At 64.6% G+C, this 18,524-nt stretch carries 23 protein-coding genes, 1 tRNA gene and 1 pseudogene; 15 read left to right on the forward strand and 10 right to left on the reverse strand.

What is annotated here, in order from left to right; all coding sequences use genetic code 11:
- Positions 1-1,531 precede the first annotated feature (1,531 nt).
- The 4 genes and pseudogenes from KLK06_RS38075 to KLK06_RS63220 form a co-directional block, all read right to left on the reverse strand.
- Positions 1,532-1,975, reverse strand: a complete 444-nt coding sequence (locus KLK06_RS38075) for a hypothetical protein (RefSeq protein ID WP_214640503.1) — start codon at positions 1,973-1,975, stop codon at positions 1,532-1,534.
- 326 nt (positions 1,976-2,301) lie between these two features.
- Positions 2,302-3,213, reverse strand: a complete 912-nt coding sequence (locus KLK06_RS38080; protein ID WP_214640504.1) for a hypothetical protein — start codon at positions 3,211-3,213, stop codon at positions 2,302-2,304.
- Between the two features lie 2 nt (positions 3,214-3,215).
- On the reverse strand, positions 3,216-3,635 hold the full coding sequence (locus KLK06_RS60430) for a hypothetical protein (protein ID WP_250906657.1): 420 nt from the start codon (positions 3,633-3,635) through the stop codon (positions 3,216-3,218).
- A gap of 132 nt (positions 3,636-3,767) precedes the next feature.
- Positions 3,768-4,277: pseudogene (locus KLK06_RS63220) on the reverse strand (DUF262 domain-containing protein); the annotation flags it as partial.
- 369 nt (positions 4,278-4,646) lie between these two features.
- On the opposite strand from KLK06_RS63220, the gene KLK06_RS38090 reads away from it, so the two are divergent.
- Complete coding sequence (locus tag KLK06_RS38090) at positions 4,647-5,129, forward strand: NUDIX hydrolase (protein ID WP_250906658.1); 483 nt, start codon at positions 4,647-4,649, stop codon at positions 5,127-5,129.
- On the opposite strand, the gene KLK06_RS38095 is transcribed toward KLK06_RS38090, so the two are convergent.
- Positions 5,107-6,330: an XRE family transcriptional regulator gene (locus KLK06_RS38095; protein ID WP_214640507.1), complete on the reverse strand. Its 1,224-nt coding sequence runs from the start codon at positions 6,328-6,330 to the stop codon at positions 5,107-5,109. The two genes, KLK06_RS38090 and KLK06_RS38095, sit on opposite strands and share 23 nt — an antisense overlap.
- 118 nt (positions 6,331-6,448) lie before the next feature.
- Here KLK06_RS38095 and KLK06_RS38100 point away from each other — a divergent pair, with 118 nt between their 5' ends.
- From KLK06_RS38100 to KLK06_RS38145, 10 genes are all read left to right on the forward strand, one after another.
- A complete protein-coding gene (locus KLK06_RS38100; protein WP_250906659.1) occupies positions 6,449-6,868 on the forward strand; it encodes a hypothetical protein in 420 nt (139 codons plus the stop codon).
- Positions 6,865-7,173, forward strand: a complete 309-nt coding sequence (locus tag KLK06_RS38105) for a hypothetical protein (protein ID WP_214640508.1) — start codon at positions 6,865-6,867, stop codon at positions 7,171-7,173. Before KLK06_RS38100 ends, KLK06_RS38105 begins: the two co-directional genes overlap by 4 nt.
- A gap of 325 nt (positions 7,174-7,498) precedes the next feature.
- The gene (locus KLK06_RS38110) at positions 7,499-8,215 is read left to right on the forward strand and encodes a GntR family transcriptional regulator (protein ID WP_214640509.1); all 717 of its coding nucleotides are present in this window, start codon (positions 7,499-7,501) and stop codon (positions 8,213-8,215) included.
- 122 nt (positions 8,216-8,337) lie between these two features.
- Complete coding sequence (locus KLK06_RS38115; protein WP_214640510.1) at positions 8,338-8,748, forward strand: plasmid replication, integration and excision activator; 411 nt, start codon at positions 8,338-8,340, stop codon at positions 8,746-8,748.
- A complete protein-coding gene (locus KLK06_RS38120; protein ID WP_214640511.1) occupies positions 8,745-9,059 on the forward strand; it encodes a hypothetical protein in 315 nt (104 codons plus the stop codon). Before KLK06_RS38115 ends, KLK06_RS38120 begins: the two co-directional genes overlap by 4 nt.
- 84 nt (positions 9,060-9,143) lie before the next feature.
- On the forward strand, positions 9,144-10,571 hold the full coding sequence (locus KLK06_RS38125) for an FtsK/SpoIIIE domain-containing protein (RefSeq protein ID WP_214640512.1): 1,428 nt from the start codon (positions 9,144-9,146) through the stop codon (positions 10,569-10,571).
- Positions 10,571-10,771: a hypothetical protein gene (locus KLK06_RS38130; RefSeq protein ID WP_214640513.1), complete on the forward strand. Its 201-nt coding sequence runs from the start codon at positions 10,571-10,573 to the stop codon at positions 10,769-10,771. The genes KLK06_RS38125 and KLK06_RS38130 overlap by 1 nt, the downstream gene beginning before the upstream one ends.
- Positions 10,764-12,365 (forward strand): helitron helicase-like domain-containing protein, encoded by a 1,602-nt coding sequence (locus KLK06_RS38135; protein WP_214640514.1) that lies wholly within the window; start codon positions 10,764-10,766, stop codon positions 12,363-12,365. Before KLK06_RS38130 ends, KLK06_RS38135 begins: the two co-directional genes overlap by 8 nt.
- The gene (locus KLK06_RS38140; protein ID WP_214640515.1) at positions 12,362-12,550 is read left to right on the forward strand and encodes an AlpA family transcriptional regulator; all 189 of its coding nucleotides are present in this window, start codon (positions 12,362-12,364) and stop codon (positions 12,548-12,550) included. Before KLK06_RS38135 ends, KLK06_RS38140 begins: the two co-directional genes overlap by 4 nt.
- Positions 12,547-13,926 carry a site-specific integrase gene (locus KLK06_RS38145; RefSeq protein WP_214640516.1) on the forward strand — a complete coding sequence of 460 codons (1,380 nt, stop codon included), beginning with the start codon at positions 12,547-12,549 and terminating at the stop codon, positions 13,924-13,926. The genes KLK06_RS38140 and KLK06_RS38145 overlap by 4 nt, the downstream gene beginning before the upstream one ends.
- A 240-nt stretch (positions 13,927-14,166) precedes the next feature.
- Here KLK06_RS38145 and KLK06_RS38150 read toward each other — a convergent pair.
- From KLK06_RS38150 to KLK06_RS62620, 3 genes are all read right to left on the reverse strand, one after another.
- Positions 14,167-14,248 (reverse strand) — tRNA-Tyr (locus KLK06_RS38150).
- An 87-nt stretch (positions 14,249-14,335) separates the two neighbouring features.
- The gene (locus tag KLK06_RS62615; RefSeq protein WP_308168633.1) at positions 14,336-14,572 is read right to left on the reverse strand and encodes a sulfotransferase; all 237 of its coding nucleotides are present in this window, start codon (positions 14,570-14,572) and stop codon (positions 14,336-14,338) included.
- Positions 14,509-14,715 carry a hypothetical protein gene (locus KLK06_RS62620; RefSeq protein ID WP_308168634.1) on the reverse strand — a complete coding sequence of 69 codons (207 nt, stop codon included), beginning with the start codon at positions 14,713-14,715 and terminating at the stop codon, positions 14,509-14,511. Before KLK06_RS62620 ends, KLK06_RS62615 begins: the two co-directional genes overlap by 64 nt.
- Positions 14,716-14,968: 253 nt before the next feature.
- On the opposite strand from KLK06_RS62620, the gene KLK06_RS38160 reads away from it, so the two are divergent.
- Positions 14,969-15,466, forward strand: a complete 498-nt coding sequence (locus tag KLK06_RS38160) for a YajQ family cyclic di-GMP-binding protein (RefSeq protein ID WP_214640517.1) — start codon at positions 14,969-14,971, stop codon at positions 15,464-15,466.
- A 346-nt stretch (positions 15,467-15,812) separates the two neighbouring features.
- Positions 15,813-16,112, forward strand: coding sequence for an antibiotic biosynthesis monooxygenase (locus KLK06_RS38165; RefSeq protein ID WP_214640518.1), 300 nt, complete (start codon positions 15,813-15,815; stop codon positions 16,110-16,112).
- 5 nt (positions 16,113-16,117) lie between these two features.
- Here the strand turns inward: KLK06_RS38165 and KLK06_RS38170 are convergent, their stop codons facing one another.
- On the reverse strand, positions 16,118-16,393 hold the full coding sequence (locus KLK06_RS38170) for a hypothetical protein (protein ID WP_214640519.1): 276 nt from the start codon (positions 16,391-16,393) through the stop codon (positions 16,118-16,120).
- A gap of 60 nt (positions 16,394-16,453) precedes the next feature.
- Between KLK06_RS38170 and KLK06_RS38175 the strand changes: the two genes are divergently transcribed.
- Positions 16,454-16,954: a hypothetical protein gene (locus KLK06_RS38175; protein ID WP_214640520.1), complete on the forward strand. Its 501-nt coding sequence runs from the start codon at positions 16,454-16,456 to the stop codon at positions 16,952-16,954.
- 10 nt (positions 16,955-16,964) lie between these two features.
- Here the strand turns inward: KLK06_RS38175 and KLK06_RS38180 are convergent, their stop codons facing one another.
- A complete protein-coding gene (locus KLK06_RS38180; RefSeq protein ID WP_214640521.1) occupies positions 16,965-17,624 on the reverse strand; it encodes a hypothetical protein in 660 nt (219 codons plus the stop codon).
- Between the two features lie 148 nt (positions 17,625-17,772).
- Here KLK06_RS38180 and KLK06_RS38185 point away from each other — a divergent pair, with 148 nt between their 5' ends.
- Complete coding sequence (locus KLK06_RS38185; RefSeq protein ID WP_214640522.1) at positions 17,773-18,522, forward strand: helix-turn-helix domain-containing protein; 750 nt, start codon at positions 17,773-17,775, stop codon at positions 18,520-18,522.
- The last annotated feature ends 2 nt before the right edge of the window (positions 18,523-18,524 follow it).

Below are 18,524 nucleotides of genomic sequence, written 5' to 3' on the forward strand. Positions count from 1 at the left end.
GCCCGTCCCGAAAAGCCTGTGTTGGCCCGCCCGCCACCCCGGGCAGTAGCCCGCCCAGTGCTTGAAACTTGAACGTTCCTACTGTTGGAGGCCGCCGGCCATGCAGCCCACAGCGCCACACCCACGGCGGCAACCCCAGCCAGAGCTGAGGCTAGGGAAGCGACCTTATCGGCCCGGTCCCACCCCAGAACCGCGAAGAGCACGGCCAAGACGGCTACCACCACCATCGTGGCAACCAGCACCCACCGACGCACTGTCATACCGATATTCTCCGCACCTTCCACCGGCAACCCATCTCAAATGAGCAAACTTCTCCTTATCGATGCCTTCGTACCGGCAGCAGCCTCCCTCGGAGAGCGGTGTCATGGTCAACGGGAACCAGAAGTCACGGATGTGCAGCCGTCCGTAGGGTCCTCTCGTGCTTCGCTGTTTCCTAGAGATCAGCGTCCTATGCGGCGTCGCGCGATCGAGCAGTAGCGTCGGCCCTGACCAAGGTCCTCTGCCCCACTCGCGATGAGATCCTCGGGTGTCGCCCTGGTCCCCTGGCCTCAGTCCTCCGTGCATGCTGACTCTCGAGCGTGTCCTGGCCTGATCAACATATGGAACGAGGCGGGACGGTCACGCGCTGAAACTTGGCCGCGTATTGGCCGTGAGAGGCCGTAGGGCACCGGTGATCGCCGTTGACAGCCGGACACAAAGCGAGAGGCCCGTCACCGCGTTTCCGCTGGTGACGGGCCTCTTCGAGCTTGTGTGGCAGGTGCAAGGTTCGAACTTGCGTAGGCTGAGCCGACGGTTTTACAGCGGGTCGGCATCTCAGCGACGATCATGCGCGCGACCTGCCGAAGGTTCTGCTCCCCGAGAACTACCACTCAAGATCATCCCGTACATATCCCGGATCTTGGAATCTCGGCGGCCAGCACGACAACCTCACCATCGTCGCGGTGGTATGCGTCCGCCGTTGATCATCCATGCGTAGTTACAGCCATCTCCCTCTGGTGTCCACATGGTGCAACCCAGGAAGTGGCCGTGTATGCGGCTGCTGCGCTGGACGATCACGCCGTACCCGCAGAGACAGCGTGCACCGGGGCAGGCGACAAACCTGGGGCGCTGGGAAACGGGGTACGTCGATCGTCTTGGCGCGGGGACAAGAGCGTTCACGATGCGCTGGAGGATGCCCAATATGACCTCCGGGCGGAAGCCTCGGCTTCTAACGAGGGGTTCTTGCGAGCGGTTGCCCGCACCTGTCAACGATACGCCGCAGATGATCCTTAAATGTGCGGACCCGCACATCTCCCCGACCTGATCATCCCGTCTGCCGTCGACCCGCCCGAAGGGGAAGCGGGCCAGGGCCACGGGCACCAGATGGAGCGCCCCACTGGACGAACGATCTGGTGCCCGTGGCCCTGGTCTGCTCGGCTTGTCCCGGGTCGATGGCGGGCGGGATGATCAGGCTTCCGCATCAGCCACTAACCAACCCTGGCTCGCGTGTGGCGATCATCCCGGAGCCGGAGTCCCCCGCCGGAGGCGTGGTTCAGATCCCGAAGTAGAGGAGGCACGCGGCGCCGACCATGACGAGGCCGATCCCTAACAGAATGATTCCGAAGACGTTGAGGGAGCCCCAGAACAACCAGAGCCAAGCAATCGTGACCACGAGTGCCAAGACGAGCCAGGCTCCGGCTCGGACTGATCCGCCGTACCCGCCTGACACGATCAGCGCCAAGGCACCGAGAAGGATGTAGAGGCCGATCCCCCAGAGCAGCAGTCGCCCGAAGTCTTGGCCGGAGCCGAATAGCTGTAGCCGTTCCGCAAGAGCGGGGACAGCGACCGGGGCTTGCGCTTGTGCAGGGCTAGAAGGATCGAGGGTGTTCCCATCGCCCCACGGGGCCTTATCGTCCCACTTCAGGAAGGTCATCACGGCGACCATGAAAGCTGCGACCGTGGCTACTTCCGCGAGGATCGTTAACCGGCTGCGCATCCTGCAATCGTCTGTTGTTCGGATCAGTCGTGTCCAGACGGTAGAGCAGACCCGCTGCGGTGGCGTGGCGCCAAGGTCGGTGGGCTCGATTGGTTACGGCGGGAGCTGACTCGGGTCAGCCCGCCGGCGGCGCCGTCCGGGACCGGCCCCCAGGCCGCATGCCCGGACGGCGGGCGCCGGCGGGCCGGTACGGCGGCGCGCCGCGCCGCCGCTTGATACCTATAGGAACGATTCGGCAAGGGTTCATTGCGTATTTCGCCGAAGCAGCCTTAGTCCACGAACGCTGTAGCAAGATAGCCGCAGCATCACAGCCGTGGTGTCATGCACTAAACTCCTGCGAAGCTCCAGTTAACGATCTCGCCTAGAGCGTTGGACGCCAATACAAGCTCACCAGCGACACGCGCCCTGGCCGTTGCGGCTTGCATCGCCTCGTTAAAAGTCTTGTAGCGCCTTAGTGCACGTTGCGAACCTGGAGAATACTCCGCCCAATCGCTTTTCACCTGTAAAATCTTCCGCACCTGAACAGATGTGCGCTGGAATCGCCCAGCCGGACCTGAATTATACGACAAATCGCGAATACCTCGCGACATGAGAGTGTCAATACACACAGCAACAAGCTTCACATTGCGCGGTATAGTACTTAAAATCGGAATTGGAGTCACAGGCATAGCCGCGTGAGCAGCCTCATGCCGGAGCTCGATCACTTGCGTCAGAACATTCTTGAGGTTGCTATTCTCGGGACGCTTCTTCACCACCTGATCCCAAATGAAAGTAAGTTCTGGCCATGTCCTGTTCTGGTCGAGGCCAATAAGGGAAAACATGGATTCGATATCCGAGACTTGAATGTTGGATCCGATCCACTTGAACGCAAGCTCATGAGGAACCAGCGTGCTGGTGGACAGGGATGTCAAGGATTTCCCTATTTCCTGCAGCAGCATAGCGCGCTGCGCTGGCTCACAATCACGTAAACTTCGAGGAAGAGCTTCTACTATCCTATCCTCGTAGCGCTTGGATCCGCCGGGCAGATGAATGGGAGCTATACGAGCAGTCGTTAGCGCAGCAACCCATTCCTTCATGCGATCACGCATAAAGGCTTCGAAGCTGACAAGGCCATTAACGGCTATGCCGCGCATAAGATGCGCCCGTATTGCCGGTTCAGAGAAAGACGACTCCTGCAGTGCATCGATAGCGCGCTCGATAGAGCGTAGAGTGCACAGTAGATCGTCTATTGCTGCCACAGTTACTCCGCCGCAAGTTCGCGAAGGAGTTCCTGGACAACCCGGATAGCGTGTGTTGCTTCGAAGCCTCTACTAGTTGGCCCATGACGGTCACTAAACGGCGGCGCATCAAGCAAGCGTGCCATCTTTTCTGATGCCAGAGCGTTTTTCCCTCGCGCTTTCGCAAGGACTTCGTCCGAAGAGATATGGCATGCAATCATTTGCACATCGTATATTTCTGCCACAACGCGGTCGAGCCATCGAGGATACCTGAAGCGCTTGAAAGCATGTTCGCCCCAGATAGCCTCGCATGCTCGAATAGCACGTTGAAAACATTCACGATACGAATCGATTTCATCAGGCGAATCGTAAGCGTGAGTCGCCATAAATTGGTCGAGCATTCGCTGCGTTGGATGAGTCCATAGATCTTCCATTCGTGCCATAAACAGAAATCTTAGAACGTACGCTACGTCGGCCATGTCCCGACGTGCTGACGCCTTTAATTGCACCCAAAGAAACTCGTCTTGCGAAAGCCCAATAAGGGCATCATTCAGCGGACCGGGGAAGGCCGCACTACGGAGCTGCTGAACGCTGAGAGGTTTGCCTCCAGTGTTAAGCCTAAGGAAAACCTCGTATCTCATGAGAGACGAGGCTTGGCGAGGAATGGTCACGACAGTTATCAGCTGCATTTCGAGAGCAGTTCTGAATTCCGGCCCTAGCTCATCGAAGCTACGATTTCGCAACCCGGGGAGGACGTCCAAACTCCGAAGACGGAACTCGTTATTAAGATATCGATATACAGCAGTCAGCCTTTGGTATCCGTCAATTATCACATACTGACCTCGCGATTCCTCAGCCAAATATATGGGCGGGACTGGTATGTTGAGCAGTAGCGATTCAATCAGTCTCGACTGCCGTTTAATGTCCCATCGATGACTGCGGAGATAGTCCGGGGTTAGATCGAGAGACCCGGACGAGATTAGCCTCATTACATGTTCGACGGATATATGCATTGTCTGAGTCAGGAGCCTCGCATCTTCCCAGCTGGCGTCCTGGCCCCAGTCTTCATCTGAATTTGATTGCATCTTCACCCCGGTAGTTCATATGATGAGCTAATGCTAGCGCGCGTATAGGGATCCTGTCTTGTCTATGACATGTCCCCCTGCTTTACTAGCTAGCCTTCGTGATACATGGCTGCAACGGGTCAACGCTAGCGTGCACCACGTTCATGTATGTCTAGGACAGTCGATCTTTGGTCTACTCAGTGGTGGGGCAATGACCGCTTGCACGTAGCACTCCTGCGGGGGAAGGTGTCGCTCATGTTCTCGGCGCAAAGTCGTGTATCTGAGATGAGCAGACGATAGTTTCACGGTGTGGCTGATGACGCTGAGCTGACGCGCTGGGTGGTGCACGGGGAACGGCTGATCTACGACAACCGGTGGATCCGGTTGGGGATGGCCGATGTGGAGATCCCTGGCGGGGAGCGGTTCGAGCATCATGTGGTGCATCTGGATCGGGCCGCTATCGCCGTGGTCGTGGATGAGCAGGAGCGGGTGTTGCTGATGTGGCGGCATCGGTTCGTGTTTGATCGGTGGGGGTGGGAACTGCCCGGCGGTCTGATCGAGGCCGGCGAGGATCCCATGGATACTGCTATCCGCGAGGTTGAAGAGGAGACCGGGTACAGGCCCAAGCAGGTCGAGCGCCTGGTGAGCTATCAGCCGATGGCCGGCATGGTGGACTCCGAGCACATCTTGTTCCTGGCGCGCGGGGCTGAGCTGGTCGGCAAGCCGGAGGGTGAGGTGGAGGCCGACCGGATCGAGTGGGTGCCGATGGCGGAGATCCCGGCGATGATTGCCCGCGGTGACATCTGGACGTCGGGGACGTTGATCGGGCTGCTTCAGGCTCAGCAGCGGCTCAACGGCCAAGGGCGCGGTTGACCGCCTGCGACAGCTCGTCGATGCGGCGGCGCTGGCGGCGGGAGCCGGTCATGGTGGCCAGTTGCTTGGCGCGGTGGATGTGGGGTTGGGCGGCTTCGGGGTCGCCGGCCGCCAGGAGGGCGTGACCGAGGTCGCATCGGACGCCTGCCTCGGCGCGGTTGTAGGTGCCGTCCATTCCGGCAAGTGAGGAGCGGAGGTCTTCGACGGTGCCGGGGTCGCCGAAGCGGAGCAGGCAGCTTCCGCGCCAGCGGGCGAAGTGGTGGACGTTGATGGACAGGTAGGGCATGTCCGGGTCGCCGTCACCTTCCGGCAACACGGTGGCGGCTTGGTCGAGGGCGCGGCGGCAGGCGGCTTCGTCGCCGAGTACGGCTGCGGCTTCTGCCTCGGCTGCGGCCAGCCATGTTCTGAGGCGGGCCGGTACATGGTTGCGGTGGGTGGCGTGGATGTACTGGAGCAGTTCGGCTGCCTCGGCGGGTCGGCCCAAGTCCATGAGTACGTATGCCTGTTCGCCGGAGACGTAGGCGAGCACGGCCGGGTCTTCGGCTTCGCGGGCGGCGCCTTTGGCGCGTTCGTAGTGGTTCCAGGCGTCGTTGAGGGCGACGGTGTTGATGGCCTGCCATCCGGCCAGTGAAGCTGTTTCGGCAATCAGGTGGGCGAGCTGGGCGCGGATGCTTGGGCGTACGGCGTGGTGGTGGGCTCGTTCGATCTGGGCCATCTGGGCGCGCATCTTGTCGGCGATGGCGAGGCTGCCGAGTTGGCGGTCCTGGAGGCGGAGGTTGTTGATGTCCGTGCGCAGGATCATGACCAGGGTGTCGTCGACGGCTGCGGCGGCGTCCAGGCGGGCGGTGAGTTCGTCGGTCTGCTCCTGGTGCTCGTCGCCCGAGTCGCCGGTGGGGGATGCGATGTCGAGCGGGGCCAGGCCGAGCAGCATGCGGGCGTGGTCGGGCAGGCCGAGGCCGGTGGCTACGCGTTCGAATACGGCCAGTTCTTCGATGGGGCCGGCGGTGCCGTTGAGGATCTTGTTGACGCGAGGTTGGGAGTGGCCGGTTGCCGTTCCGATGCGTACCTGACTGGCTCCGGCGTATTTAACCGCGAGCCGGAATAGTCCGGCGATGTCGCGTTTCTTGAGGATTTCCCGGCTTTCGTCGCGATCCCAGATGGCATCTGGTATTTCGATGCGGTCGAAAGCACTCGGGCGCATGCGAACCTCCGGATTTCGGCTCCGAGATGGTGCACTGCTTTGCCGCGCACTCTATATGCCCTGACTGCATATCACCGTGGGATATGTATAAACGGTTGGCCCGATCATGCTCTGCCGCATGACAACTCCAGTCAGGTGCACAGAATGCGATGGGCGGGGATGGAAGATCGTCACCCGGCGCGGGAATGTGGCGGCGGTCGTGCTCGGCATGGCGTCGAATGCCGCCGTCGAGTGTCCTCTGTGCGAAGGGCCTGAGCGGGTCTGTTCGGAGGGCGAGGTGTTCGAGTGGGAGGTGCGGGTCGGCGCCGGTCACGGTGATGAGCTGGGGGCGTCCGGGTCGAGCTCGTTCCAGGCCACGGCGATGGACGAGCTGCGCAAGGCGATGCGGCGCATGCCGGAAGGGGCGTCCGTGCGGGGGCGGATCACGCACAGCGTCTACGGACTCGGGGCCGTGGCCGATGAGGCGTCTCGGCGCGAGGTCTTCCGGGCGCATCTCGACCCGGCGGGCACGGTGCGGTTTGAGCGGGTGGCCGAATGACGCCCCCGCGCGTGATCGCAATTGACCCGTATCATTCCGCCGATCTTCTCCGGCAGACGCTGGGCCGGAACGGCATTGCCGCCGATGTCCACGAGGGATACGGGCTTGCCCTGGTATCCGTTTGGGTGGGCCTTGTCGTGTGGTGTGACGGTCAATACTTCTGGTGGCGAACCGGATGGAATGCCGAACGGCATCGCGTCATCTATGCGTGGCATCCGGCGATTGATCCCGAGCGGGCCGCTCGTCGTATCTCCATGTACTACGCGAGTCTGCGGGCGATGCAGCCGATATCCGAGCTGACCTGATCCGGGGGCGAGGTAGGCGATGAGTGCAGATGCCTCTTGGGTGTGCGGGGTGGAGCGTTCCCGGCGTGATTCCGTCCTGGTGCAGCACGCGGTGCGAACGGATGGAACGAGGGCATGGTGCGGCGCGGCGGTTCGTCCGGTGGCGATCGGTGATTGGTATGTGCCGTTCGTCCCGAAGGGTGCGACTTCATGCGGTGAATGCGCCCGGAGGTGGCGACGCAAGTTCGGAACGGCATGGAACGCTGCCTGAAAGGGCACTGACAGGTTTTGGCTTAGCCGGTACTGTACTTATGCGGTCAAGCGCAAGAGTGAACGGACGGCTGACATGAGTATGGACTTCGCTCCGCCGAAATATGCCCAGGTCATGAGGGCGATTCAGGAGCGGATCGAGTCGGGCGAGTACGCGCCTGGCGACATGCTGCCGTCCGAGACGCAGTTGGTCCGTGAGCTGGGCGTGGGCCGTACAACGGTGGTGCGTGCCCTGCAGACGTTGGCAATGCAGGGGTGGATCGAGCGCGAGCACGGGCGCGGCTCGTTCGTGAAAGGCCGGCCCGAGAGTGAGGCCGAGAACGTCCGCCCCGGCCTGACCGCTGCGGAGCAAGGCGAGAGCGCCGACAGCCTCATTGAGGTGACACGTGTTCCGGCGTCCCGGCATGTGGCTCGGCTGCTCGGGGTGGCCGAGCGAACCCCGGTGATCGTCCGTAAACGGGTGGCCCGGCAGGCGGATCTCGTGTCAGCGGTGGAAACCGTGTGGATCCCCCTGGAGATTGCGGTCGGCACTGACTTGGAGAAGGCCGAGCCGCTGCGGGGCGGGATCCGGCGGCATCTCCAAGCGGTCAAGCATCTGCGCTTCGACCACATCACTGAGCGCCTGTCTGCCCGCAAGCCGACCAAGGACGAGGCGGACCTGCTGGGCTCGTCCAACCCGGTGCTCGGTGTAACGGCGACCGTGCACGACCCTGCGGGGAACGTGCTTCTCGCCATGAGTCTCGTGCTGCCTGGCAGCCTTCATGAGCTTGAGGATGTCTACAAGGTCAGGTAATTCTTACCGCGCCACTTCGGCTCAACCACTTGTGCGGACGAGTGGCGACTGCCTACTCTCAACTCATGCGGACAAGTGGACGAGCGAACAAAGGGCTCGTCGCCGCAGGCGAGAGGAATCACATGGCAATCCAGGGACCCATCCCGATCAGCTTCGAGCAGGTCTTCCCGCACGGCTGCTACCTCGTGGGCCAGGTCGAGCAGGTCAAGGACTTCGACGCCTCGACCAACGGCAAGACCGTCTACGCCAAGGACAAGACGACCGGTGAACTCGTCTGGCAGATCCCGGCCATGGACGGCGACCCGACCGTGAAGGCGTCTCAGAAGACGGTCGCGGTCAAGATCCTGTCCTCGACGGAGCCTCCGGTGCCGCCGGCCGTGCCCGGTCTCCCGATCACGCCCGTGGAGTTCGTCGGGATGACCGTCACGCCCTACGTCGGCCAGACCGGGCGGCTGGCCTACTCCATCCGCGCCACCGGGATGCGCCCGCCGCGCACCAAGCAGGCTGCGACCGGCAAGGAGGCGGCGGCGTGAGCCTCGGACCGTACACCTACGTCACGCTCTCGATGACTCAGGCGGAGAATCCGCGGCTCATCGTCTCCTTCCACACCAGCGAGGTACGGGTAGCCGCCCGTGTGATCGACGAGCGCCGCCCGTACTTGGCGTTCACCACGTCGGAGGCGGACGTCTCGGTCTCCACCACGGGCGGCGGGCCGGTCACCGACGCCGACCTGGCACTGGCGCGCGAGATCTACAGCGCCGCTGCTCGCTACCTGGCCGACTGCGAGCGCCTGCACGCCCAGCAGTTGGCCACCGGCAAGGCCATCGACCAGACGGCGGCCTGACAGGCAAGGCGGGGCCGCCAGAAGGTGCAACTTCCGGCGGCCCCCGGTTTCTCCCTGATCTCACTCACGAGAGGTTCCAAGCATATGTTCAAGCGGCTGCCTGGGGATGAGGCGCGCAACCTCGTCACCACCACGCCCGACACGGCCGTCGTCTTCCGCCCGGCCGTCATCCGGACTCCCGCCATCATCACCCTGATCATCTTCACCTGGCGTATCCTCACCGGCTGCGTCCGGCTCGTATGGCGCCACCCCATCGCCACCCTCCTCACGTCGACGCCCGGCGCGCTCACACTGGCGTACGGCTGGCAGACCGCTCTTCTGCTCCTCGCGCCCGTCCCCACCGGCCTCCTCGCCTGGGCCTTCACCGACCGGCTGAGCTTCACCCGCCTGATCGGCCTGCGACTGCTCGCCTGGTGGCGGCTGACCTGGATCTACCAGCGGCACTGGCAACCCGTCATGATCGTCTCCGGGCTGGGACGACACCTGTGGGGCCGCGACTACCTGCCCCGCCTCGGCAAGCTCACCTGCACGGCATGGGCCGACCTGGTCACCGTACGCATGCTCAAAGGACAGTCGGTCAAGGACTGGGCCGACCGTCTCGACCACCTCGCCCAGGGCTTCGGCGCGCCATCCTGCCGGGTGGCGATCACAAGGGGCGGCCACCTTCAACTCACCTTCCCGCGAACCGATCCACTCGCCGTACCACTGGCCGCCCTCCCCCTGCCTGAGGCGCCGACCGTGGGACCGGTCGAGATCGGCAAGCAGGAGGACGGACGGCCGTGGCTCCTCAAAGTGCACGGCACACACGTCCTCGTCGCGGGCGCCACCGGAGCAGGCAAGGGCTCGATCATCTGGTCCACCATCCGCGGCCTCCTCCCGGCCGTACAGGCTGGCCTGGTCGAGATCTGGGCACTGGATCCCAAGCTGATGGAACTGTCCTTCGGCCGGGCCCTGTTCGGCGACCGGTACGCGGCCACCCCCGAGGACTGCGCGGATCTGCTCGACCAGGCCGTCAACGTGATGCAGAACCGCGCCGCCCGCTTCGCCGGCCTCCAGCGCTCCCACACCCCGACCGAGCAAGACCCCTTCGTCCTGGTCGTGGTCGACGAGGTGGCGTTCCTGACCGCCTACCAGTCCGACAGAGAGCTGAGACGCCGGATCTCCGCAGCCCTGGCCACCCTCACCACCCAGGGTCGCGCGGTGGGAGTGGGCGTCCTGGCAGCACTCCAGGACCCGCGCAAGGAGGTCATGAACATCCGCAACCTGTTCCCCGACAAGATCGCCCTCCGTCTGGACGAGTCAGAGCAGGTGGACATGGTCCTCGGCGACGGCGCACGCGACCGTGGCGCCCTGGCCGACCACATCTCACCCGTCCCCGAACTCGGCGCCGGCGTCGGCTACGTCCGGCTGGAAACCTCACCCGACCCGATCCGGGTCCGCGCCGCCTACGTCTCCGACACCGACATCCGCGACATGGCCGCCACCTTCGCCGCCGGAAAGGACGCTGCCTGATGAAGGTCTGCTTCCACGGCACCGCCGAAGAACTCGAACTCGTCGCGGGCCGCCCCCTCATGGTCCTGCTCACCTCCCGCGACCTTCCCCGGCTGCGCGTCTTCGCCCTGCTCCAAGCCCGCACACTCAAGCACCCGTACAACGGCCTGTTCCGGCTGTGCGCCGACCTGGCAGAGGACAAGGGGAGCGGCCATGACTGACCTGCCTCGTGCCGTACGGCAGGCCATGCCGCTGGCCCGTGAGGTGGCCGTGGAGGTCGCCAAGCAGTACGGCGTGTGCATCCGGCCCGTGCCGCTCAAGCGCCTCGACACCCACACCGGCCACTGGGAGATCGTCGACGTGCCGTGCGGGGCCACCCTCGACGCCAAATGCCCGCCGTGCGCCAAGCGCAACCGGCAGCTCCGGCGGGCTCAGTGCCGGGAGGGCTGGCACCTCGACCACGAGCCGGCCATAACCCCGGATAGGCCGAGCAAGGAACAGCGGTGGCTGGTCGAGTTCCGCGCCGACCTCCAGGCCAGCCGCGACCAGGCCGCAGCCCTCGGCGAGGACACCGCCGACTGGGACGCCGCCATCCAGGGCGTGGACGTCGAGATCAACGAGGCGGGCATGCGCGGCACCGTGCTCGGCCGTACCGTTCCCAAGCGCACCCGTTCAACCAGGCGGCGGCAGGACGCGCCGAATCTGCCCAAACGCAAGATGGCTGCGACGACGCTCGGGCGGACGTTCACCAGTTCGGACGGCAAGGTCTACCGGCCCTCGCTGTTCGTCACGCTCACCTTGCCCTCCTACGGCAAGGTGCGTGACGGCGTCCCGGTGGATCCGGAGACCTATGACTACGCGCGGGCCGCTCGGGACGCCTTGCACTTCTCCAAGTTGGTCGACCGGTTCGTGCAGAACCTTCGCCGGGTGGCGGGGTATGACGTGCAGTACTTCGCCACCGTGGAACCTCAGAAGCGGCTCGCGCCGCACCTGCACATGGCTGTGCGCGGCACCCTGGCCCGCGCGGAGGTCAAGCAGATAGCCGCCGCGACCTATCACCAGGTGTGGTGGCCACCGGCCGACGTGGTGCTCTTTGAGGGTGACCGCCTGCCGGTGTGGGAGGACGGCGTCGGCTACCTCGACCCCGGCACAGGGGAGATGCTGCCGACCTGGGACGAGGCACTCGACCAGCTCGACGCCGACGACGCGGCCGAACCGCTCCACATGATCCGATTCGGCGACCAGATCGACGTCAAAGGCGTACTCGCCGGCACTCCGGACGCCGACCAGTGCATCCGCTACCTGTCCAAGTACCTCACCAAGTCGCTCTCCGACAGCCTCGACCCGGACAACCCCGCTCAGCATGACCACGCCGCCCGGATGGTTGAGGCGCTGCGCTTCGAACCTTGCTCCTCGGCCTGCCCGAACTGGCTGCGCTATGGCGTACAGCCCAAGGACGCCAAACCGGGGATAACCCCCGGCCGGTGCCAGAGCAAGGCCCACAAGCCCGACCACCTCGGCTACGCGGGCCGTCGCGTCCTGGTCTCGCGCAAGTGGTCCAACAAGACCCTCGCCGAACACAAGCAGGACCGCCGCACCTGGGTCCTGGCAGCCCTCGGCCAGCCCAACGAACCGACCGACCCACGCCGCTACATCTGGAAACCCGCCCCGGCCGGAGACGCCAACGTCGCCCCGCTCGCCATCCGCCTCCTCCGGTCAGTCGCCGAACGCCAACGCTGGCGCGCCCACATGACCCAACTCCAAGCCCAAGCAGACGGCCAAGATCTTTCGGCAACTGAGGAGGTGGCGGCGTGAAGCGAGACGAACTCCTCACCGTCGCCCAGGTCCTCGACGAGCTCGGCGGGGTCTCCCGGCGGACCTTCTACCGCTGGCGCGAGATCGGCAAGGCACCGAAGGGCTTCCGCCTGCCCAACGGCGAACTCCGCATCTACCGCAGCGACCTCGAAACGTGGCTCGAATCCCTCCGGAGCGCAGCGTGACGACCTCATACGACGTGAAGTTCTGGGAGATCCGCCGGAACAAGTCCAGCAAGTCACCCTCCTATGAGGCTCGCTGGAAGGTCGGCGGCCGGGAGAAGTCCAAGACCTACAAGACCAAGGCCCTCGGCGAAAGCTTCCTGACCGACCTGCGCCAGGCTGCAAGGCGCGGTGAGGCGTTCGACCTGGAGACCGGCCTTCCCGAGTCGATGATCAAGGCCAAGGACGCGCGGACAGTCCTCGACTTCGTGAAGGCGTATGTCGAGGCGCGCTGGCCACACGCGGCTGCCAAGAGCCGCGACAGCATGTCCGATGCCCTGGCGACGGCTCTCCCAGCACTGATGACGGACAAGGCAGGGCGGCCGGATGCGGCCACCCTCCGAACCGCGCTGCGCAAGTACGTTCTGCTGCCCGACGACAAGCGACCCGCGATGCCTACCGACATCGCGCGAGCCGTCCGCTGGCTGGAGGGGGCGTCGCTCAACATGGAGGAGCTCAACGAGACCAAGGCCGTCCGCCCGGCCCTGGATGCCCTCGCGCTCCGCCTCGACGGCCAAAAGGCCGGCGCCAACACGATCAAGCGCAAGCGCGCCGTCCTTCACCACGTCTTCGAGTACGCGGTCGAGCTGGAAGAGCTGCCTTCCAACCCGCTGCACCGCATCAAGTGGAAGCTTCCCAAAACCACCGAAACCGTTGACCCGCGCGTCGTGGTCAACCCTCGCCAGGCCCGGGAACTGCTCGTGGCGCTCACCTACGTCGGCAAGCGCCAACGTGGCGGGAAAGGGCGGGGACAGCGCTTGATGGCCATGTTCGCCTGCCTGTATTTCGCCGCGCTCCGGCCCAGCGAGGCAGTCAGCCTCCGCGAGCAGGACTGCCACCTCCCCCCGGAAGGCTGGGGACGGCTTACGCTCGACGTCTCGCGCCCCGAGGTGAACCGCAGGTGGACCGACACGGGTGACGCTCACGAGGTGCGCGGTCTCAAGCATCGAGGCGTGGATGACATCCGCCGGATCCCGATCCCTCCTGAGCTGGTCAAGATCCTTCGGCAACACATCGAAGAGTTCGGCCTCGCTCCCGATGGGCGGCTGTTCCGTAGCGAACGGGATGGAGTGGTCGCTTCGACGGCCTACACCGAGGTCTGGCAGGAGGCTCGAACCCTGGCCCTCACTCCTGCCCAAGTCACCTCACCGCTCGCCCGGCGACCGTACGACCTACGGCACGCGGCCGTCTCGCTCTGGCTCAATGGCGGCGTACCGGCTCCGGAGGTCGCAGCCCGCGCCGGCCACGGGGTGGACGTCCTACTGCGTGTCTACGCCAAGTGCATCGACGGCCAGGAGGAGATCGTCAACCGGCGGATAGCGGACGTACTGACCACATGAGATCACGAGCAGCACTCCTCAAAGGGCTCCGGCTTCCCCCGGGGCCTTTCGGCGTTGCAGGGCCGTGTCATCCCGCGAATAGCCCGGATCACGGGCGTCTACCTGGGAAAACGCCCCGTGGCTCATCCCGCGTATATCCCGTGACCAGCGGCAAACGGCCGCTCAGAGCTGCTCACGGCTGCACATCCCGGAAATGCAAAGAGGCCCTCGAAAGGGCCTCTGAGCTGCGCTTACAGCGTGTGGCAGGTGCAAGGTTCGAACTTGCGTAGGCTGAGCCGACGGTTTTACAGACCGCTCCCTTTGGCCACTCGGGCAACCTGCCTCGTCCTCCGCTCTCGCGGCGACAGAAAGAAGAATAGCGGACTTCAGAGGTACACGTGACACCGGTTTGTCCCACGCCGGATCCCGCTTACCTGCTCCGCCAAAACGGCAGCGTCCTCGCCACCGACCGCGCCATCCTCGCGAGCATCTCCGCATCGTTGACCTGCGGGAACGGCTCCTCCGGCACCGGAACGCCAAGGAAATCGCACATTGGCTCCCAGCCCTGGTTCACCCGGAAGACGAGCAGGCGTTCGGCCGGAATCACGGCCTTGATCTCGGCGGCATGCTCCGAGAAGGTGCGCAGGGCGTGCGCTGTGTCCCCCATGCGGCCGTCGAAGACCCACTGCCGATTATCAAGCTGGTCATCTTGGCCATGGCCCCCCAGCGCCGTACCTGGCCCGGCCGCTGGACCACCTCCATCATGTGGTGGCACGGCCCGCATCCCAACCGCTCAAGGACGCTCTTCATGGACAGCGTCCCTGTACGACCGAAGCTGGCCCCGATCACTCGCTGACGCCTACCAACTCGATCGGAAACTGCCTCAATGGGCAGGCAATGCCGATGATCCTTCGGCGTGGTGCGTGGATCAAGGCCTGGCGCCCTGCACGACGCGCCGATGCTGGCTAGGCTCGTACGCTGGGGTCCGCGTTCGCAGAGGGGCGCGTTTCGAGGTCCGCAAGAACTGGAACCGGATGCCGCCTAATGCTTACGCAGCGAGAGGATGTGCGTTTTGGCCGATTCATCTTTCGACATAGTCAGCAAGATCGACCGCCAGGAGGTCGACAACGCGCTGAACCAGACGGTCAAGGAGATCGGACACCGCTTCGACTTCAAGGGCACCGGAGCGAGCATCAGCTGGTCCGGTCAGAGTATCGAGATCAAGGCCAACAGCGAGGAGCGAGCCGGGGCCGCGCTCGACGTGTTCAAGGAGAAGGTGATCAAGCGAGGCCTCTCCTTGAAGATTCTCGACGCGGACGAGGCCAAGCTGTCCGGCAGGGAATATCGCATGCTGGTCTCCCTCAAGGAGGGCATCGACCAGGAGAACGCCAAGAAGATCTCCAAACTGATCCGCGACGAGGGACCCAAGGGCGTCAAGGCCCAGATTCAGGGTGAGGAACTCCGGGTCAGTTCGAAGAAGAAGGACGATCTCCAGGAGGTCATGTCCCTGCTCAAGGGCAAGGACCTGGACATCGCCCTGCAGTTCGTGAATTACCGGTAGCGGGCGCCCGCCGTACGTCATAGATCGCGGAGGGCACATCCGGGGCACACGGCCGAGCGCGCCGTCCACGAGGGCACGCGTTTCCTCCCTGTGCCTCGGGCCCGCTCTCCTGGGTACGTGTTGAGCATCGGCCGCTGGAGACCAGATATGCGACCAGGCGGCCCGATGTGCTGCCCTTTCTGCGAAAAGGCGACGTGGTCCTGGTCGATCTGCACGGCCATCAGCGGCAGGTGGCCAGCACGGTCACCCGCCGGGGTCCGTCATGAGCCGCGGCCTGCCGACCCACCTCGACCCCGGCGGAACCCGAGGGGCTCCGTGGCGAGCTACCGCGACCGAGGAGGAACCCATGAGCACAACCGTCGAACTGACCCGCTTCAAGGTGCGCCCTGACCATGCGGAGGCGATGCTGGCGGCACGCCCGGCGATGCTGGCCGACTTTCGCGGCGACCGGGAGGGCTTCCTCGGTGCCCGTCTGGTGCGGTTGCCCGGGGACGAGTGGCTGGATGTTGTCGAATGGCGCTCGGCGGAAGACTTCGCTGCCTCGCGTGCCAAGGGCGCCAACCTGCCGGGCATCGCCGCCTTTTTCGGCGCCATCGCCGAGTTGGTCAGCGCTGAGGAAGGCGTACTGGCCGACGCCGGCATGTAGCCGCGTCACCGGCGACTCGCTTCACCAAGCTCCATTCCTGGGGCATCGACCTGGTAATGGGTGAGCGCGATCACTTCCTGCTCGGTTCCGAGGCCCGGCACATTCAGCATCCATTTCTCGGCGCCGACGCCTTCGGCCACAGCGGCGCGGTGGGCGCGTAGGCGTTCGCGGATCCCCGCAGCGGCATCGCCTACAGCTACACTCGTCGCCGTTTCTCCTTCGGTGGTGGCGGCGGCGCCCAGGAGAACCACCGCCTCGCCACCGCTGTCCTGCGCGGCCACGCGATAGGGGCATCTTCCACGAAGAAACCGTCTAACCGATCTCGCCAGGAGCCTGTCACGATGACCATGCTCGTTCACATCACCGCAGCCAAGAACACTCGGTCGATGCGGCGCAGCGGCATCCGTGCGGTGAGCGGTGGGCATGAGGGGGTCTCTGGCGTCTATTGCCTGCCGGTGCTCCCGTCGTACCAGATCACCCATCAGTGGGTCCGCGAGCTGCGGCGAGGCGGACAGCGTACGCTCGTCGCCGTCTATTTCCGGGTACCCGATGAAGAACCGGTGCAGGTCGGCCACTACAGCCGGTTCCCCGCCGAGATGGCCAGCTCCGAAGCGGCGGCGCTGATCGCGGGGCAGCCGGATGCACGCGGGTACGAGTTCTTCGTCTCGCGGTCTATCCGGGCTGACGAGATCCACCACATCCGCAGCGTCAATCAGGTGACGGGGTGGCGCTACATACCGGACGCACACGGAAGACCGCCATGCGCGTGCCCGATCTGCAATCCCTCGGGCCAGTACGGGGCGGCCAAGATCCGGGAAGCCTTCGGCGATCCTGACGACTAGTTTTCCGAGGTCAGCTGCCTCTCGTTGTTCGCACTGCGGCCAACAGACCAGTCGCGGGCCCTGCTCTGGGGATCGGTTCTCGGCGCAGATCCCGCACGTGCACGGTGAGAGCCCGCGCGAGTGTGTATTCGAGCCGGTGGAATGCGTCCAGCGGGACGTCCTGGTTGCGGCTCAGGCCGGTCGCTCCGTCGGTGGATAGGGTGACGACGTCGCCCAGCACGCCGTACGGCTCGTACACGCCGTTCGAAGTGTAGATGTGCGCTTCGATGCGAAGGCGCGGACAGAACGCGATCGCCTTGGGGATGCATCCCGCACACGTCGCAGGCTTGGTGACGTACATGGATGCCACGGGCACAGCTCGGGGGAAGACCCACCACAGGCGTCCGCTGGACGGCTCCCTCGCGGTTTCCCTGCATACCTGGCATAGCTCGTTCAGCATGCATTCGCGCTGCCGCAGGCTGTGCACCTGATCCCACAAAGGGGCACCGCGTCGATGGTCTTCCTGGCGGGCCCACAGCACACCCATCTGCCAGTCGTCATCGTTCGGGTCCGGGTAGGACAGTCTGCGCCCGTCCGTCGCGCCGTTGTAGCGGGCGAAGACAACCCCGAGGTCGACCTTCTCAGCGCTGTGGGGGGTGATGTACGGCACCTGCACGTCGGCCGCGGCCAACGATTGAGCAGGCGTTCCTGTGGGAGGTACAGGCGCGTGTCTGTCCTGGTGCACGCTTCATAGGTTCCGGAACTAGGAAGGACACCTGAACGTCCCCGTGGGACGTTTGCCGGACGTCTTTCTGCCGTATAAACGTCCCGTGCCCCCCGTGAACGATCGCCTACGCACAGCGATGCTCCGCGCAGGCGTCACCCCCGTGCAACTCGCCCAGGCGGCCGGCGTAGACGTCAAGACGGTGACCCGCTGGATGAACGGCCGAATGCCCCACCCGAGCAACAGGCTCGCCATTGCCCGGCGCCTCAATGAGACCGAAGGCTCCCTGTGGCCCGCAGCCCGGCCCGACCAGGCTCCAGGCAGCGCCGCGACGGGCGAGGTCATGGGCGCCTATGGCCACCGCGTCGACATCCCCTCCGAGCTGTGGGAAGCCCTCCTACTCCGCGCCCACCGCCACATCGACATCGTCGGCTACAGCTTCCTGTTCATCTGGGAGCAGCACGTCGACATGTGCAAGGTCATCGCCGCAAAGTGTGCCGACGGAGCCCACGTACGTGTCGCGCTGGCCGACCCTGAGTGCGCACACGTGCGCGAGCGCGACGACCTGGAGCAGCTCGGCGGCACCCTGCCGGGCCGGATCCATAACGCACTCAACCACCTGAAAGAGCTACGCGAGGTACCCGGCGTCCAGGTCAGCCTGCACCAGGTCCACCTGTACTCAGCCGTCTACCGCTTCGATGAGCAAATGATCGTCACGCCCTACCTGTACCGGGCCCGCGGCTACCAGCACCCTGCCCTGCACTTGCGCCGGCTCAGCCCGCACGGCATCTTCAGTCGCTACGCCGACCAGTTCGAGCAGATCTGGGGAACCGCCAAGCGACTGCCGTCCGCCACCACGGGGTAGGG

The sequence above is a fragment of the Nonomuraea sp. NEAU-A123 genome (assembly GCF_018603905.1).
In the GTDB taxonomy this organism is placed as follows: Bacteria; Actinomycetota; Actinomycetes; order Streptosporangiales; family Streptosporangiaceae; genus Nonomuraea.